At 69.7% G+C, this 16,841-nt stretch carries 14 protein-coding genes; 8 read left to right on the top strand and 6 right to left on the bottom strand.

From position 1 onward, the window contains the following. The first annotated feature begins 14 nt into the window (after positions 1-14). The 5 genes from htpG to LFM09_RS17190 all read left to right on the top strand — a co-directional run bounded on the left by htpG (position 15) and on the right by LFM09_RS17190 (position 7,846). Positions 15-1,856 carry a molecular chaperone HtpG gene (gene htpG / locus LFM09_RS17170; protein ID WP_414097447.1) on the top strand — a complete coding sequence of 614 codons (1,842 nt, stop codon included), beginning with the start codon at positions 15-17 and terminating at the stop codon, positions 1,854-1,856. Positions 1,857-2,270: 414 nt separating this feature from the next. Next, positions 2,271-5,009 (top strand): DEAD/DEAH box helicase, encoded by a 2,739-nt coding sequence (locus tag LFM09_RS17175; RefSeq protein ID WP_414097448.1) that lies wholly within the window; start codon positions 2,271-2,273, stop codon positions 5,007-5,009. Positions 5,010-5,105: 96 nt separating this feature from the next. Beyond that, positions 5,106-5,786: a DUF4333 domain-containing protein gene (locus LFM09_RS17180; protein ID WP_414097449.1), complete on the top strand. Its 681-nt coding sequence runs from the start codon at positions 5,106-5,108 to the stop codon at positions 5,784-5,786. Positions 5,787-5,844: 58 nt separating this feature from the next. Next, positions 5,845-6,639 (top strand): hypothetical protein, encoded by a 795-nt coding sequence (locus LFM09_RS17185; protein ID WP_414097450.1) that lies wholly within the window; start codon positions 5,845-5,847, stop codon positions 6,637-6,639. 37 nt (positions 6,640-6,676) lie between these two features. Further along, positions 6,677-7,846, top strand: coding sequence for a GNAT family N-acetyltransferase (locus LFM09_RS17190; protein ID WP_414097451.1), 1,170 nt, complete (start codon positions 6,677-6,679; stop codon positions 7,844-7,846). Here the strand turns inward: LFM09_RS17190 and LFM09_RS17195 are convergent. Next, complete coding sequence (locus LFM09_RS17195; RefSeq protein ID WP_414097452.1) at positions 7,843-9,393, bottom strand: hypothetical protein; 1,551 nt, start codon at positions 9,391-9,393, stop codon at positions 7,843-7,845. The two genes, LFM09_RS17190 and LFM09_RS17195, sit on opposite strands and share 4 nt — an antisense overlap. Before the next feature lie 30 nt (positions 9,394-9,423). Then, positions 9,424-10,368: a 5'-3' exonuclease gene (locus tag LFM09_RS17200; protein ID WP_414097453.1), complete on the bottom strand. Its 945-nt coding sequence runs from the start codon at positions 10,366-10,368 to the stop codon at positions 9,424-9,426. Between the two features lie 127 nt (positions 10,369-10,495). On the opposite strand from LFM09_RS17200, the gene LFM09_RS17205 reads away from it, so the two are divergent. Together LFM09_RS17205 and LFM09_RS17210 are read left to right on the top strand one after the other, a co-directional pair. After that, positions 10,496-11,617: a M24 family metallopeptidase gene (locus LFM09_RS17205; protein WP_414097454.1), complete on the top strand. Its 1,122-nt coding sequence runs from the start codon at positions 10,496-10,498 to the stop codon at positions 11,615-11,617. After that, positions 11,614-12,060: an Lrp/AsnC family transcriptional regulator gene (locus LFM09_RS17210; RefSeq protein WP_414097455.1), complete on the top strand. Its 447-nt coding sequence runs from the start codon at positions 11,614-11,616 to the stop codon at positions 12,058-12,060. Before LFM09_RS17205 ends, LFM09_RS17210 begins: the two co-directional genes overlap by 4 nt. Before the next feature lie 3 nt (positions 12,061-12,063). On the opposite strand, the gene LFM09_RS17215 is transcribed toward LFM09_RS17210, so the two are convergent. Then, a complete protein-coding gene (locus LFM09_RS17215; RefSeq protein WP_414097456.1) occupies positions 12,064-12,633 on the bottom strand; it encodes a hypothetical protein in 570 nt (189 codons plus the stop codon). Positions 12,634-12,660: 27 nt separating this feature from the next. On the opposite strand from LFM09_RS17215, the gene LFM09_RS17220 reads away from it, so the two are divergent. Beyond that, positions 12,661-13,065, top strand: a complete 405-nt coding sequence (locus tag LFM09_RS17220; RefSeq protein ID WP_414097457.1) for a winged helix-turn-helix transcriptional regulator — start codon at positions 12,661-12,663, stop codon at positions 13,063-13,065. Here the strand turns inward: LFM09_RS17220 and LFM09_RS17225 are convergent. Genes LFM09_RS17225 through LFM09_RS17235 form a run of 3 tightly spaced genes read right to left on the bottom strand, consistent with a single transcriptional unit; the run spans position 13,055 to position 16,694 of the window. Next, positions 13,055-13,654, bottom strand: coding sequence for an ABC transporter ATP-binding protein (locus tag LFM09_RS17225; RefSeq protein WP_414097458.1), 600 nt, complete (start codon positions 13,652-13,654; stop codon positions 13,055-13,057). The genes LFM09_RS17220 and LFM09_RS17225 overlap by 11 nt on opposite strands. Then, complete coding sequence (locus LFM09_RS17230; protein ID WP_414097459.1) at positions 13,651-14,250, bottom strand: ABC transporter ATP-binding protein; 600 nt, start codon at positions 14,248-14,250, stop codon at positions 13,651-13,653. The genes LFM09_RS17225 and LFM09_RS17230 overlap by 4 nt, the downstream gene beginning before the upstream one ends. Beyond that, positions 14,247-16,694 (bottom strand): ABC transporter permease, encoded by a 2,448-nt coding sequence (locus tag LFM09_RS17235; protein ID WP_414097460.1) that lies wholly within the window; start codon positions 16,692-16,694, stop codon positions 14,247-14,249. Before LFM09_RS17235 ends, LFM09_RS17230 begins: the two co-directional genes overlap by 4 nt. Positions 16,695-16,841: the final 147 nt, after the last annotated feature.

The raw sequence follows: 16,841 nt of genomic DNA on the forward strand, positions 1-16,841 counted from the left end.
TCGGTGGGGAAGCAATGGAGACTCTCGAGTTTCAGTCCGAGGCCCGTCAGCTGCTGCAGCTGATGATCCACTCGATCTACTCGAACAAGGACACGTTCCTGCGCGAGCTGGTCTCGAACGCCTCGGACGCGCTGGACAAGCTGCGGCTGGAGTCCTTCCGCGACAAGGACATGAAGGTCGACGTCGACGACCTGCACATCGTGATCGAGTCCGATCCTTCCGAACGCACGCTGACCGTGCGCGACAACGGCATCGGCATGACGCGCGAGGACGTCGTGCGGCTCATCGGCACGATCGCCAAGTCCGGCACCGCGGAGTTCCTGCGCAAGCTCAAGGAACAGCAGTCGTCGTCCTCGGACCTGATCGGCCAGTTCGGCATCGGCTTCTACTCGACCTTCATGGTCGCCGACAAGGTCACCCTCGTGACCCGCCACCCGCACGCTTCGGAGGGTGTGCGCTGGGAGTCGACCGGCGAGAGCACCTACACGATCGAGGACGTCCCGGACGCGCCGCAGGGCACCACGGTGACGCTGCACCTCAAGCCGTCCGACGACGAGGACCAGCTGCCGGACTACACCGAGCCCGCGAAGATCCGCGAGATCGTCAAGCGCTACTCGGACTTCATCACCTGGCCCGTCCGCCTGGGCGGCGAGGACATCAACTCCCGCAAGGCGCTGTGGGCGCGCCCGGCCTCCGAGGTGACGGAGGAGGAGTACGCCGAGTTCTACCGCCACATCAGCCACGACTGGAACGCGCCGCTGGAGACCATCCGCATGCAGGCGGAGGGCACGTTCGAGTACCAGGCTCTGCTCTTCCTGCCCGCGCAGGCGCCTCTCGACCTCTTCATGCGGGACAGCCGCCGCGGTGTCCAGCTCTACGTGAAGCGCGTCTTCATCATGGACGACTGCGCCGAGCTGATGCCCGAGTACCTCCGCTTCGTGAAGGGCGTCGTCGACGCGGCGGACCTCTCGCTGAACGTCTCGCGCGAGATCCTGCAGCAGGACCGCCAGATCCAGCTGATGCGCCGCCGGCTGGTGAAGAAGGTGCTTTCTTCGATCAAGTCGCTGCAGTCCTCGCGTCCTGACGACTACGCGAAGCTGTGGCGCGAGGTCGGCGCGGCCCTGAAGGAGGGCCTGCTGTCCGATGTGGACAACCGCACCGCCATCCTCGACGTCTGCTCCTTCGCCTCCACGCACTCCGAGGACGAGTTGACCACGCTGGCCGACTACGTCTCGCGGATGAAGGAGGGCCAGGAGCACATCTACTTCATGACCGGCGACTCGCGGACCGCCGTCGAGCACTCGCCGCACATGGAGGCGTTGCGCGCCAAGGGCTTCGAGGTCCTCATCCTCACCGACCCGATCGACGAGATGTGGGTCGACGCCGTCCCCTCGTACTCCGAGAAGCTCTTCCAGTCCGTCGCCAAGGGCCAGGTGGACCTCGAAACCGAGGAGGAGAAGTCCGCCGCCACCGAGAAGGCCGCCGAGTTCTCCGACCTGCTGTCCTGGATGGGTTCGCAGTTGGAGGAGGACGTCAAGGAGGTGCGGCTCTCGTCGCGCCTGACGACCTCACCGGCGTGCGTTGTCGGCGACACGCACGACATCACTCCGACCCTGGAGAAGATGTACAAGGCGATGGGGCAGGAGCTTCCCAAGATCAAGCGGATCCTGGAGCTCAACCCGTCGCACCCTCTGGTGGAGGGCTTGCACAAGGCGTTCGCGGCGGGTGAACGCGACTCGCTCACCGACACCGCCGAGCTCGTCTACGGGCTGGCGCTGCTCGCGGAGGGCGGGGAGCTCGCCGATCCCTCCCGGTTCGTGAAGCTGGTCGCCGACCGGGTGCAGCGCACGTTCTGACGCTTGACGGCAGGCGGGTGGCTTCGCAACGGCCACCCGCCCGCAAGCTGGCCTCTCGCCTGGAACGCGTCCGCCTGAGCTGGGTGACGGCCCGCCCGGCACCCCGCCCGCTCTCGCAAGGTGACGGCCCGCACGGCAGGCGACCACTCCGCTGGAACTCGCGCCGGCCCACGCAAGCCGACCCGCCCGCACGGCACTCGCCGCCCTCGCACAGTGCCAGCCCTTCGACGGCACCCCAACCACGCTGGACCCCGACCACCGCCAGGCAACCACCCCCGAACCGCCGCCACCCCACTCCGATCGACCCCTCAACCCCAGCCACGACCACCCGCCAGCCCGCTCAATACCTTCAGTGCAACCTGAAGTTAATCAATGTCGGCGGCGTTTGTCGGTGCGATGTGAAAGCCTGAAGGGGTGTCACGTGCTTCGCGGTCCCCGGCCGAGGCCTACGCCGACTCCCGGCGTCGAGCTGAGCGGCCCAAGCTGACCGACTTCGGCTCCGTCATCTCGTTCGAGCTGGACCCGTTCCAGCGCCAGGCCTGCGAGGCCCTGGAGGACGGTCACGGAGTGCTCGTCTGCGCCCCCACCGGTGCCGGTAAGACGGTGGTGGGCGAGTTCGCCGTGCACCTGGCCCTCACCGAGGGGCGCAAGTGCTTCTACACGACGCCGATCAAGGCGCTCAGCAACCAGAAGTTCGCCGATCTCACGGCCAGGTACGGCGCCGAGAGCATCGGCCTGCTGACGGGTGACACGAGCGTGAACGGCAACGCGCCGGTCGTCGTGATGACCACCGAGGTGCTGCGGAACATGCTCTACTCGGGTTCGTCCACTCTGGACGGACTCGCTTATGTCGTGATGGACGAGGTGCACTACCTCGCGGACAGGTTCCGCGGTCCCGTGTGGGAAGAGGTCATCCTGCACCTGCCGGAGCACGTGCAGGTGGTCGGTCTGTCCGCGACGGTCAGCAACGCCGAGGAGTTCGGCGAGTGGCTGGTCGCGGTGCGCGGCGACACCGCGGTCGTCGTCGACGAGCACCGGCCTGTGCCGTTGTGGCAGCACATGCTGGTGGGCAACCAGATGCTCGACCTGTTCGAGGGCGACGAGACGCACGCGCGGATCAACGTGCAGGTGCTGCGCAAGACCGAGGAGCTCGCGCGCTACCACGTGCCGTTCAACCGCAACCGCAATCGCGGCAACAGCGGGCGTCCCAACCGCAACAGCGGGTTCAAGCCGCCGTCCCGCACGGACATGATCCAGCGGATGGACGCGGCGAGCCTGCTGCCCGCGATCGTGTTCGTGTTCTCCAGGGCCGGCTGTGACGCGGCGGTCGCGCAGACGGCGCGGGCGGGGCTGCGGCTCAACACGCCGGAGGAGACCGACCAGGTCCGCCGGATCATCGACGAGAAGACGCGGGACCTGCCCGAGGCCGACCTCACCGTGCTCGGCTTCTGGGAGTGGCGGGAGGCGCTGGAGCGGGGCATCGCGTCGCACCACGCCGGGTTGCTGCCCGCGTTCAAGGAGACCGTCGAGGAGCTGTTCGTCCGCGGGCTGGTCAAGGTCGTGTTCGCGACCGAGACGCTCGCGCTGGGCATCAACATGCCCGCGCGGACGGTCGTGCTCGAAAAGCTGGTCAAGTACAACGGCGAGGCGCACGTCGACCTCACGCCGGGGGAGTACACGCAGCTCACCGGGCGTGCGGGGCGTCGTGGCATCGACGTCGAGGGCCATGCGGTCGTCGTCTGGCAGCCGGGGATCGACCCGAAGGCGGTCGGCGGGCTGGCTTCCACGCGGACGTACCCGCTGCGGTCGAGCTTCCGGCCGGGCTACAACATGGCCGTCAACCTCGTGCACCAGCTCGGTGCGTCGGCCGCGCGCGAAATCCTGGAGCAGTCGTTCGCGCAGTTCCAGGCGGACCGGTCGGTGGTCGGGCTGGCGCGCCGGATCGAGCGCAACAAGGAGGCGCTCGCGGGCTACGCCGAGTCGATGACGTGCCACCTCGGCGACTTCACGGAGTACGCCGGGCTGCGCCGCAGGGTCGCGGACCGGGAGAAGCAGCTCGCGAAGCAGAACACCAACGCGCGCCGCATCGAGACGGCCAAGTCGCTGGAGACGTTGCGCAAGGGTGACGTGATCGCGGTGCCGTCCGGGCGTCGCAGCGGTCTCGCGGTCGTCATCGACCCCGGTATCGAGCCGCTGGGGGAGGCGCGGCCGCTGGTCGTCACGGAGGACCGCTGGTCGGGCCGGCTCACCAGCGCCGACTTCCCGGCGCCGGTCGAGGTGCTCGGCCACATCCGGCTGCCCCGGCAGGTGGACGTGCGCTCGCCCAAGTCGCGGCGCGACCTGGCGTCGACCATCCGCAACACCGGCATCACGGTGCCCTCGCGCGGCCGCAAGAAGACCACCGCGGACGACGACCCCGAGCTCGCGACGCTGCGCAGGGCCCTGCGCAACCACCCGTGCCACGGCTGTGACCAGCGCGAAGACCACGCGCGGTGGGGCGAGCGCTACCACCGACTGCTGGCCGAGACCGAGCAGCTGGAGCGCAAGGTCGCCGCGACCACGCACTCGCTGGCGCGCCAGTTCGACCGCATCCGGGCGTTGCTGCGCGAGCGCGGCTACCTCAGCGAGGCCGACGAGGTGACGCCGGACGGCATGCGCCTGACCAGGCTCTACAGCGAGTCGGACCTGCTCGCCGCCGAGTGCCTGCGCCAGGGCGTGTGGAAGGGCCTCAAGCCCGAGGAGCTCGCGGCCGTGGTGTCGTCGCTGGTCTACGAGGCGCGGCGGGACGGCCCGGTCGAGGCACGGCTGCCGCAGGGACCGGTGTCGGACGCGATGCTCAAGACCACGCGGTTGTGGGCGGAGATCGAGGACGACGAGCGCCGCCACAAGCTGGAGCGCATCACGCGGCAGCCGGATCCCGGCTTCGCGTGGCCGGTGTTCCGGTGGGCGCGCGGCGAGTCGCTGGAGAAGGTCCTCGTCGCTGCCGAGGCGGGTGGCAACGAGCTCGGCGCGGGCGACTTCGTGCGGTGGTGCCGGCAGGTGATCGACCTTTTGGACCAGATCCGTGAGGTGGTCGGCCGCAAGGACCCGGTCGGCGCCGCAGCGGCCAAGGCCGTGGACGCGCTACGGCGCGGAGTTGTGGCAATGATGTGACATGGGCCTGACGAAGGTTTTGCGAGTCGGAGTAAAGACTGACGTCAACGGTGTGGTTGGATCGCGCCGCAACGTCGTACACACGGAGGTCGACAGATGAGCAGCCCGTACGGACCGTCCGGAGGGAACGATCCGCAGCAGCCCTGGGGCCAGCCGCAGCAGCCGCAGCAGCCCTACGGAGGCGGTTTCCCTCCCGGCACACCGTCCGGCGGCTTCCCGGCTCAGAACCCCTACGGCCAGCCGCAGCAGCCCCAGCCGGGCCAGCAGCAGCCGTACCCCGGTTTCGATCCGTCGCAGCAGCAGACGCAGCAGTACGGCGTGCCCCAGCAGCCCCAGTCGAACCCGTACGGCACGCCCGCGCAGGACCCGTACGGCCAGCAGACGCAGCAGTACCCCGGCCAGCAGCCGAACCCGTACGGGCAGCAGCCCGGCTACGGCCAGCCGGTGCCGCAGAAGAAGTCCAGCGCGGCCATCTGGGTCGCCGCGGTGGTCGTCGTGCTGCTCGTGGGTGGCGTGCTGTTCGCCGGGTTCGTGTCGCCGGCGTTCTTCAAGAAGAAGATCTTCGACAACACCGCCGTGCAGACCGGCATCGTCCAGATCCTGAAGGACGAGTACAAGATCTCCGAGGTCGGCCAGGCCACCTGTTCCGGTGAGAACGAGGTCAAGCCGAACACGTCGTTCGAGTGCAAGGTCCAGGTCGGCGGCAAGGACAAGAAGGTCAAGATCGTCGTCAAGACCGAGGACGGCGAGTACGAGGTCGGCCAGCCGACGGGCTGACCTTCCCGCAGAGCACGGGTTAACCTTCCCCCAGGAGTTCCTGGGGGAAGGTTTTCTTTTGCGCTATTTCGTTCTTCCTGCCGACGATCCGGATCCGAAGTGCCCCCTCGCCGTGGTGCGGGTCGAGGGCGGCAGCGAGCAGGCGTTCACGCGTGAGCTGCGCTGGGAGCCGTCCACCCGGCTCAGGCGGGGTGCGTTCAAAGTCGACTCGGAGTGGGCCGAGGGCTTCATGATCGACATGATCGTGCAGATGCGCAGGATCCGGTACGGCGGCGACGATCCCAGCGTTCGGGCGGACTCCGAAGGTGTGTGGGGTCTGCGGCGCACCCGCCCGCGCATCGAGCTGGGCGACGGCGAGGCCGTGCTCGTGGATCACGGTCCCCCGTCGCGCTGGTTCCGGTCCGAGGACGGTGTGCTGAAGGTGGGCGAGGACGGGACCGGGCAGCGGTTCACCGCCGATCTGCGCTGGGAGCCGTCGGAGGTGCCCGCGTCGGCGGAGGAAGTGCCGGAGCACGCCGCGATGTGGACGATCGCCGATCTGGTCGAGTCCACCCGTGAGCGGTGGCGGCGGCACTGGCCCGGACCGTCCTACTTCGCGATCTTCTGGCACGCCAGGCATGTCCTGGATCTGTCGGCTGCCCTCGCTGTGGTGCGGCCGATCCACGGTCACGACGACGGCGTCGCCGAGTCGTTCAGCCTGGGCAGTGACTGGGGGCGGTCCGACACGTTGCGGGACTTCGCCATGGGCAACCACCACGGGGTGAAGATCCCGATCGCCGAGTCCGAGGCCGAGCACCTCGTGGACGTGATCCGCGAGCGCCGCGAGATGCGGCGCAGGGCGTACGGAAACTGAGGTGCGCTCGCGGGCTCGCTGAGACACGATCGCGGGCGTGACCGAGATCCGCGTTCTCAACGACGAAGCGCAGTTCCGCGCCCACACGTCGGTCTTCCGCCGCGCTATGCACTGGGGACCGCCCACGGACGAGCAGTGGGAGGTCGTCCGGCCGTCCTACGAGCCCGGTCGTGCGCTCGCGGCCTTCGACGGCGACGAGATGATCGGCACGACCATGTCGTTCGGGTCGTCCATCCTGGTGCCCGGTGGTGCTGTTCTGCCGCACGCGGCCATTTCACGCGTGGGTGTGCGGGCTGACTACACGCGCCGTGGCGTGCTGACGGCCCTGATGCGCGAGCAACTCTCGACGATGTCCGACCCCATCGCCACCTTGCGTGCCTCCGAGGGGCGCATCTACGGCCGGTTCGGCTACGGGCTCGCCGGGCGCTGGCGCTGGGTGGAGATCGACGCGAAGCGGGCGGCGATCGTCGGCGAGATGACCGGCCGGGTGCGGATGGTCGACCACGACACCGCCGACAAGCTCCTGCCCGAGCTGCACGACGCCATCGGGCTCGCGCGGCCGGGCAACATCAGTCGCTGGCCCGGCTGGTGGGTGCGGGCCCGTGACCGCAAGGGCGACGCGGGCAACTCGGTCACGGTGGTCCACAGTGGACCGAATGGAGACGACGGTTTCCTGACCTACAAGGTGTCCGAGGAGAAGGACTTCAAGCACAAGATGTCCATTGAGGACTTCGTGTGGGCGACCCCGGACGCGTGGCGGGACCTGTGGATGTTCGTGGCACGACTGGACCTCGTCGACACGATCGAGATCGACCTCTCGCTCGACGACCCGGTGAGTCTGCTGTTCGATGACCCGCGGGTGATCGTCACCAAGGACCTGCAGGACGAGATCTGGCTGCGGCTGGTCGACGTGCCGCACGCGCTGCAAGCCCGTACCTACGGCGTTGCCGAGCCGGTCGTCATCGAGGTGCACGACAAGCTGCTGCCCGCCAACGACGGCTGCTACCGGGTGTCGCCGGACGGGGTCGAGCGCGTCGAGGCGCCGGCCGACCTCACGATCCCGGTCGACCTGCTCGGCGCCGTGTATCTCGGCGACACCACGTTCTCGCAGCTCGCGGCCGTCAAACGGATCGACGGCGCGCGCTTCGACGAGGCCGACGCGTTGTTCGCCGTGGCGCAGAAGCCGTTCTGCGGGACGTTCTTCTAAGTCCTGCGGACCGCGCCGGTGAACCCGGCGATGAACAACGTGGCGAACGCCCACGCCAGCAGCCGGAGCACCCAGCCTGCGATGGTGAGGGCTTGGCCCGCGCCGGAGTTCGTTGCCTCGCAACGGACGCGGGCCGGTGTGGTGATCAACGGCGCGCCCAGTTCGAGCCCGACCGCGATCCGGTCGATCACCGGGCACGTCACGGGTGAGGCACCGGCGCGCGGCTGGACCAGGCCGGTGCCGCCGAGCACGACCGCGAGCAACGCACTCGTGACGAGCACGGCGAGCAGGACGAGCAGCGCGCGCCACGGCTGGTAGCCGTAGCCGAGGGTGAGTCCGGTGAAGCGTGCCCACGCCCGTTCGCCGCGGCCGGTGAGCGCACGGCGGTCGATCTGGTCGCGCCGCTGGGCCATCAGCGCGCGGCGCGCTTCGCGGTCGTGTCCGGCGGCGCGGTGTCCGGCGGCGAGTTGCTGGTAGGGCTGGGCTTCGTACTCAGGAGTGCCTTCGCGCAGCAACGTGAGCCACTCGCCGGCGCCGATGCCCAGCGGGACTCCGCTGTACACGAGCCGGTCCACGCGGAGCCGGTGCGCGGGGTCGGCGTGGTCCAGTCGCGACAGGGTCAGGTACAGCCCACCGCCGACGGTGACCTCGGTCAGGTCGGCCGCGACGCCGTGCGCGCCGCCGGTGGCCGCGAAGTCCTTGAGCATGACGTCCCGCTCGACCCGCAGGCCGCCGGCGAGGAGCCCGGGACCGCTGTCGTTGCTGATGATCACGCCGTGGCCCTGCCACCCGCCGAACTCGGCGAGCAGCAACCGGGCGGCTCCCTGCCCGCCGGCCCCGGCGGCGGTGAACCCCGGACCCCACAGCACGCGGCCGTCCACCTGCAGGCCGTCCGCCATCAACGCGGGACCCGAGTCGTTCCGCAGCGTCGTGGCCGCGCACTTCAGGTGGCCGCAGACGTGGGCGTCGGCCAGGACGAACGTGCCGCTCTTGCCCGCACCGACGGCGTCGAACCCGTGGAGCTGGACGTCTCGGCCGGTGTGCAGTCCGGTGGCGTTGAGCGCCGGTCCGGTGGTGTTGCGCAGGCGCACGTCCCGGCAGATCAGGCTGCCGCCGATCTTCGCGTTCGCCAGGCTGATCGCGGCCCGCGTGCCGCCAGTGGTGGCCTGCACGTTGTCGCACAGCAGAACCTGCTCGACCCGGATTCGGTCGGCGTCGAGCGCCGGTTCGTCCGGGTGTTCGAGCCGGCAGCCGACCAGGGTGAAGGCGGGGAGCTGGGCGTCGCGGGCGATCACGCCCTCGGCCAGGACGCAGTCCTCCAGTTCGAGCCCGATCGCGCTGGTGACGTTCTCCAGGTCGAGCCGGCCGACGATGCGGGCACCCTTGATCCGCAGGCCGTGCGGGTCCGGGGCGGGAGCGAGGCGCCCTCTCAGGACGTCGCGCACGACCCACGCCCGGATGTGCACGTCGTCCGTCAGCTCGAGCAGGTCTCCGCGTTCGACGTGGTCGACCAACGCCTGTTCCACCGGCCACAGCGCATCCGTCACGTATGCGGAGTCGGCCGGGGAGATCAGGTGTTACGGACGGCGCTCCATCGCGTTGACGAGGCGCGGTACCGAGCTGCCCAGACCCCAGCGCTGCGTGAGCTCACGCAGCCGCTCGGGGTCGGCGGGCACGCGCGGCACCTCGTCGTCGCGGTCGAGCACGACGGGGGCGTCCAGCGCGGTGCGCACGACCGTGGGCGCGACCGCCAGGTAGTCCTCGGCCGCGATGAGGGCGTTGCGGGCCTTGGTGGTGAGCTTGCGGTCCATCGGGTCGGTCACGGCCTTCAGCACCGCCTCCAGCGAGCCGAACTCGGTGATGAGCTTCGCCGCGGTCTTCTCACCGATGCCCGCGACGCCCGGCAGGCCGTCGGAGGGGTCGCCGCGCAGCACGGCCATGTCGGCGTACGCGGAACCGGCGTTCTCGACGGGCAGCGAGTACTTGGCCGCCAGCTCCTCAGGCCCGAGGATCTCGGCCTTGTTCCAGCCACGGCCCACGTAGACGACGCGCACAGGCGTGGGCTCGTCACGCACGACCTGGAACATGTCGCGGTCGCCCGTGATCACCTCAACGGGTGACACGGTCTCGCGGTGCGCGAGCGCGCCGATGACGTCGTCCGCCTCGTAGCCCGCCGCCTCGCCGGTGCAGATGCCGGCCGCGTCGAGGACGTCGAGGATGATCGGGATCTGCGGCGTGAGGGTGTCCGGGACCTCTTCGGAGCCGTCGGTGGCGTCCTCGGCCACGCGTTGCGCCTTGTAGGAGGGCAGCAGCTTCACGCGGAACTCGGGGCGCCAGTCGGCGTCGAGGCACGCGACGAGGCGACCTGCGCCGCGTTCGGTGATGACGCGCGCGATCGTGTCGACGAACCCGCGCACGGCGTTCACCGGCGTGCCGTCGGGCGCGGTCATCGAGTCCGGCAGCGCGTAGTACGCCCGGAAGTAGAGGCTCGCGGAGTCCAGCAGCACCAGGGGAGAGCTCACGAATGGACAAGCTACTAGTGCGTTGACCGCTAACGCTTGCCGGGCGCGGGGCCGGTGCCGCGAGGTGTCCCGCTGAGTGCCGAATGCGCCCGGCGAGCATTGCGGTCAACGCACTAGGCTTTCGACCATGGCAACGATCACCGGCCCCATCGACGTGTCCGCGCTCCGTGCGCGGCTGGACCGCGCCGCCGCTGCTGCCGGGCAGGCGGGCGTGGACGCCCTCCTCATCTCGCCGGGCTCGGACCTGCGGTACCTGATCGGTGCCGGTGGCGACTCGTTCGAGCGCCTCACCTGCCTCGCGCTGCCCGTGGACGGCACGCCGACGCTCGTCGTGCCGAAGCTGGAGCAGCCCGGTTACGCGGCCATCCCGACCGACGAGCTGGGTGTCCAGGTCGTCACGTGGGTCGACGGCGAGGACCCGTACGCGCTGGTCAAGGCCGCGATCAAAGGCAACCGCACCGCGGTGGCGGACATGATGCCCGCCCTGCACACCATCAAGCTCGGCAACGCGCTGGGCGGCCCGCAGACGTTGGCCGGGCCGATCATCCGCGAGCTGCGCATGCGCAAGGACGCCGCGGAGATCGCCGCCCTGCGCAAGGCCGGTCAGGCGATCGACCGGGTGCACGCGCGCATGGGTGAGTTCCTGCGCGTGGGTCGGACCGAGCGCGAGGTCGCGAAGGACATCGCCGCAGCGATCGTCGAGGAAGGCCACACCGTCGCCGACTTCGTGATCGTCGGCTCCGGCCCGAACGGCGCCTCGCCGCACCACCGCGACTCCGACCGCGTCGTCGAGGCGGGGGAGGTCGTCGTCATCGACATCGGTGGCCCGGTCGCCGAGGGCTACAACTCCGACTCGACCCGCACGTACGTGATGGGGGAGCCGAAGCACGACGACGTCCGCGACACGTACGCCGTTCTGCAGGCCGCGCAGCAGGCCGCCGTCGAGGCCGTGAAGCCCGGCGTCACCTGCGAGGAGATCGACAACGTCGCCCGCGAGGTCATCACCGACGCCGGCTTCGGCGAGTACTTCGTGCACCGCACGGGCCACGGGATCGGGCTGGACGTGCACGAGGAGCCCTACATCGTGAGCGGCAACGCGTTGCCGCTCGAAGAAGGCATGGCGTTCAGCGTCGAGCCCGGCATCTACCTGCCCGGCCGTTGGGGCGCCCGCATCGAGGACATCGTCGTGGCCACCGAGAACGGCGTCGAGTCCTTCAACAACCGTCCTCACGAGCTGGTGGTGCTTTGACCCTCGAGCAGATCGACAGAGCGATCCTGAAGGAACTGGCCTCGGACGGCCGGTGCAGTTTCACAGATTTGGCCGAGCGGGTGGGCCTGTCCGTGTCGGCCGTCCACCAGCGCGTGAAGCGGCTGGAGCAGCGCGGCATCGTGAAGGGCTACGCCGCCCGCCTGGACGGCCCCGAGATCGGCCTGCCGATGTCGGCGTTCATCTCGCTCTTCCCGATCAACCCCTCCGAGCCGGACGACTACCCGAAGCGCCTGGAGCACCTGCAGGAGATCGAGGCCTGCTACTCGGTGGCGGGCGACGCGTCGTACGTGTTGCGCGTCCGCGTCGCCTCGCCGGTGGCGCTGGAGGAGCTGCTGCAGAAGATCCGGGAGTCCGCGAACGTGTCGACGCGGACGACCGTGGTCCTCTCGACGCCGTACGAGGACCGGCCGCCCGCGGTCTGAGCGTCAGCGGCGGCGGTCGACCGCGAACCAGTTGGTCTCCCAGGTCGCACCGCCGTCCGCGGAGAACGCCTGCTCGAACGTGGCCCGGTCCGCGCCCTGACGGCGGATCAGGAAGCGCACCTTGATCGGGCGTCCGCCGAGCTGGTCGTCGCCGTAGAACTCGCCGACCCCGTCGCGGAAGCCGCCGTACACCGACGGGGTCAGCAGTCCGTCGCGGATGTTGACGAACGTCAGGCTCCAGCGGCTCGCCTGCGGTTCGTAGAGCCGCATGTTGAGCCCTTCGATCCGCCCGGCCGTGCCGGCGACCTTCAGCTCGACGACGTTCGCCCGCCGGTCCAGCAGCGGACGCACGACGGACGTGCCGGAGAAGCTGAGCCATTCGTCCTCGGTCTCCGACAACGGATCGGTGAGCACCCGGACGTCCGTGCGCCAGGTGCCGATCTCCCAGTCGAAGTCGTGCTGGCCCGTCTCGGTACCGGCCGCCGCCGGTACCGAGGCGGTCAGGGTGAGAACGGCGAACAACGCCACCAGGGTTCGTCCGTGTGGCACGGTGAGCAGCCTGCGAAGGTTCATGATCCGACCCTCCGACGGAGCGCTGCCGTGAACAAGAAGGCACCTGCGGGTAACCCCTCGCGCCCCAACCCGTTGCCCGGCTGTCCGATGGCCGCCGCGTTCGCCGCGATCGGCGGCAAGTGGAAGCTGACGCTGGTGTACTGGCTCGCCCACGGCGAGTCCCACTTCGCCGGCCTCAAGCGCCGCGGCACGCCGATCACGCCCAAGGTGCTGGCCGAGCAGCTGCGCGAACTGGAGGCCGACGGGCTCGTCGAGCGCGTCGTGACCGGCCCGGTCCCGGCACCGGTCATCTACCGCCTCACGCCCTACGGAGAAACGGTCCTGCCCGTCGTGGAGAGCGTCCGCGTGTGGGGTGAGGCGCACCTCGAACGCACGCACGGCGAGATCGCGCCGAACGACGCGATGAGCTGCATGCAGCCGATCAGCCGCTGACCTGTCCGTCGGCCAACACGAGCACACGATCGGCCACGGCGTGCACGGCGTCGTGGTGCGTGGCGATCAGCACCGCCGTGCCCTCGTCAGCCACCCGCCGCAACAACCCCACCGCGGCCTCAGCGCTGGCGGAGTCCAGGTGCGCGGTGGGCTCGTCCGCGAGCAGCACGGCCGGCTTCCCGATCACTGCCCGCGCCAGCGCCGCACGCTGCTGCTGCCCGAACGACACCTGTCCCGGATAACGGGCTCCCAGCCCCGAGATCCCCAGCTCGTCCAGCAACCCGGACACGCCCTCGACCGCACGCCCGGCGAGCCGCAGCGGCAACGCGACGTTCTCCTCCAGCGTCAGCTCCGTGGCGAGCCCCAGCGACTGCGGCAGCACGGCACACGCCGACCACGACGACAGGCCGGGCGTCACCGACCCGCTGTCCGGGAAGTCGAAGCCGCACAACAACGACAGCAACGCCGTCTTGCCCGACCCGGACGGCCCGCTCAGCGTCACGAGCTCCCCGGCCGACACCGCCAGGTCGACCCCGCGCAGGACCGCCACGTCACCGAACCGCCGGTGCACCCCGGTCGCCCGGATCATGACGCGGCCAGCGGGATGCACAGGTCCGCCAACTCGACCAGCCGCGGGTCGTGGGAAGCCACCACCGCGGGCACCGGCAACTCCGACAACGTCTCCAGCACCAGATCCGCCGATTTCACGTCGAGCTGCGAGGTGGGTTCGTCCGCGACCAGCACGGAAGCCCCGCGCGCCAACGCACATCCGAACGACAGCCGTTGTTGTTGCCCGCCAGACAAAGCGCCGATCCTCCAGGTGGCCGATCCGCCCAGCCCCAGCCTGTCCAACCAGGACAGATCAGTGGCTCCGGCGGCACGCAGGTTCTCTCCCACGGTCAGGTGCGCGATCAGGTTGTCCGCGGGGTTCTGGAACACGACCGCGATCTCCTCGCGCCGCAACGACCGCAGCTGCGCCCACGACAGCTCCGAGGTCGGCCGGTCGTTCACGAACACCTCACCCTCGGAGGGCCGTTCGACCAGCGACAGCACCCGCAGCAACGTCGACTTGCCCGAGCCGGAAGGCCCGGACAGCACGGTGAGACCGGGTGCGATCGTCAGCGACATGTCCGAGACGGCCCGCACCGGACCGTAGGACACCCCAACGCCACAAGCGCGGATCACCTGAGCAGCTCTCCCATCCGCGCGGTGCGGACACCGCGCAACGCAAGCCATGCCGCCGCCACGACGACGACGCTGCCGCACAACAACATCAGGCCCAGCAGCGACGTGAGGTCGGGCAGCATCGGGGCGGGGTTCAGCCACGGCGCGGGATCCAGCCGCGGTACCGCGAACCCGGCGCTCACGAACGACGCGACCGCACCGATCGCCACTGCCAGCAGCGCGATGGCTCCTACTTCGAGCAGATGGCTGGACCACAGCACGGACGGCCGCATGCCCATGCGCGTCGACAGCGCGCCCGACACGGCGTTCTGGCGCCGGCGCACCTCGATGGCCAGCAGCAGCGCCACCGCCGCCACCACGGCCAGCACCACGCCGATCGCGGCGACGAAGCCGAAGGTCCACTCCACGGTCAGGAACGGCAGTCCGTCGAGCACCTTCGCGCGGTCCGCGACGTTCGTGTAGTGGATGCCTGCGGCCTGGAGTTCGGTCGTCAGCGTGGACAACGGCAACGACGACCACAGGTGCCACGAGCCGACCTGTTCGACCGCGGGCACCGAGTCGCGCACCACGACGTAGCCCTTCGAGCCGAGCTTCGGGAACGACGGCAGTGACGCCACCGGTTTCAGCAGCGGCAGCCCGGGAACCTGGATCTCCTTGTTGGCCGAGCGTCCGATGCGCAACGCCGGGGCGATCTCACCGGTGCGCTTCAGCCCGGCCAGCAACGACCGCACTTCGGCCGGGTCGTCCAGCACGGCCGCGTCGGTGAACGTCGCCGGGTCCACGACCAGCGCGCCGGTGCTCGACCCGACCAGGGTCGTGTTGCCGCGCAACGACTCCGGCAGCTTCACCCGCCCGAGCGCGATGTCCTGCGACACCTGCGCCGAGCTGTTCGCGCCGACGAACACGCCGGACTTCGAGTCCAAAGCGGACCGTTGCGCCCCCGCCACCGCGCTGCCGACCGCGATGGTGCCGACCGCCAGCACGCCGACCAGCAGCACACCGGTCACCGGCCCCGCGGCGGCGGCCAGCCGGCGCAACGCGAGCTGCGCGGCCGGCACCTTCCACCACTGCACCTGGTGCGACGCGACCAGCGACCAGCGCGCCAGCCGGGTCGCGAACAGTGCCGCCGTCAGCACCACCAGCAGCGGGAACGTCAGCGCGGCCACGTCGATCTTCGGCAGCGTGCCCGCCTTGAGCGTCGTGCCCAGCCCGTTGGCGGACAATCGGATCCACGCGAGGACGGCCAGCGCGGCCACCACCAGCTCCCACGGCACGAGGCTGAGCCGCCACGACTTCACCTGCTTCTGGAACGTCCGGTGCGTCTTCCAGCTCGCCACCAGCACGGTCACCGCGAGGCTCAGCACGACCACGATCAGCACCGCGGCCGCCGCCACCCAGAGCGCACCGGACTCCAGCACGACGCCAGGTGCGTAGAGCGGCAACAACAACCGCGACGCCACCAGCCCCAGCAGCCCACCGAGCACCAGCGGCAGCCCCAGCTCCAGCACCCCTCTGAACCCGAGCGCGAGCGGCCCCGCACCGCGCACCCACAGCAGCCGCAGCTCGGAATGCCTGCGCTGGGCCCATTGCACGGTCACCGTGCCCACACCGGCCAGCCCGATCAGCACGCTGATGATCACCAACGGCAGCAGTGCCGACGACACGTTGTTCTGCGAGGTGCGCGAGGCTTCGATGGCCCCGGACAGCACGTCGGTGCGCGTCAACGGCAGGCCGAGCGAGGCCAGGATCGCCTTTCCGTTTTCCCGCACCGCTTCCGCCTCGGCGATGGTGCTCAGCGGCTCCTCGGTGGGCCACCGCAACGACACCGAGTTGAACATGTCGTACCCGGGCGGCAGCTTCGACAGCTCGTCGAACGACGACACCCAGATCACCGACGTGCTCGCGCCGTCACCGGCCAGCGGGTTCGGCACGACCTTCGTCGCCTCCGAACACCACCAACCCTCCACCGGTTGCGCGAGGTCGGCGTAGATCGCGCTGACCACCAGCGGTGAGCCGGTGATCCGATCCCCGATCTTCACCTTCGCCGCGGTGGCGATCGTCTGCGGCACCCACAACCCGTCGCCGCCGCCCTGCAGCACCTTCAGGTGTTCGCGGGCGCCTGGCCGATAGCCGAAGCGGCCCCAGGTGGCGATGCCGTTGAAGTCCGGCCGGCCGATCGGCGTGTAGACCGCGCCCAGCGGGCTTTTCTTGGCCATCTCCACGGCGTGTGGGAGCGCGAACGCATCTCCGTCCAACGCCGGTTGCACTGTGTGCGGGCACGTTCTTGTCTGTTGGTAGGCCAGCGCGGCGCTGCCCGCGGAGGACGAGTGCAGCACGGATGCGGCAACCACGAACCCCAGGAGCAATGTCGTGACGATGCTCACCAGCAACGTGAGCGGGCTCGACAGCGCCGCCTTGGGCGCTGATCTCCACGGCAACTGCACCAACGCACGTTAGCTGGCGCTATGAGCTTTTGGGGAGCGTTTCGGGCCAGTGGACCGCTTATCCGCTCACCGCAGCGGACCAGTCACTCGTCGCACATGAGGTGCCCTCATCAGTTAACAACCTTTACTGTTTGGAACCACTCACCC

The organism is Lentzea alba, assembly GCF_047445655.1.
GTDB classification, from domain to species: domain Bacteria; phylum Actinomycetota; class Actinomycetes; order Mycobacteriales; family Pseudonocardiaceae; genus Lentzea; species Lentzea alba_A.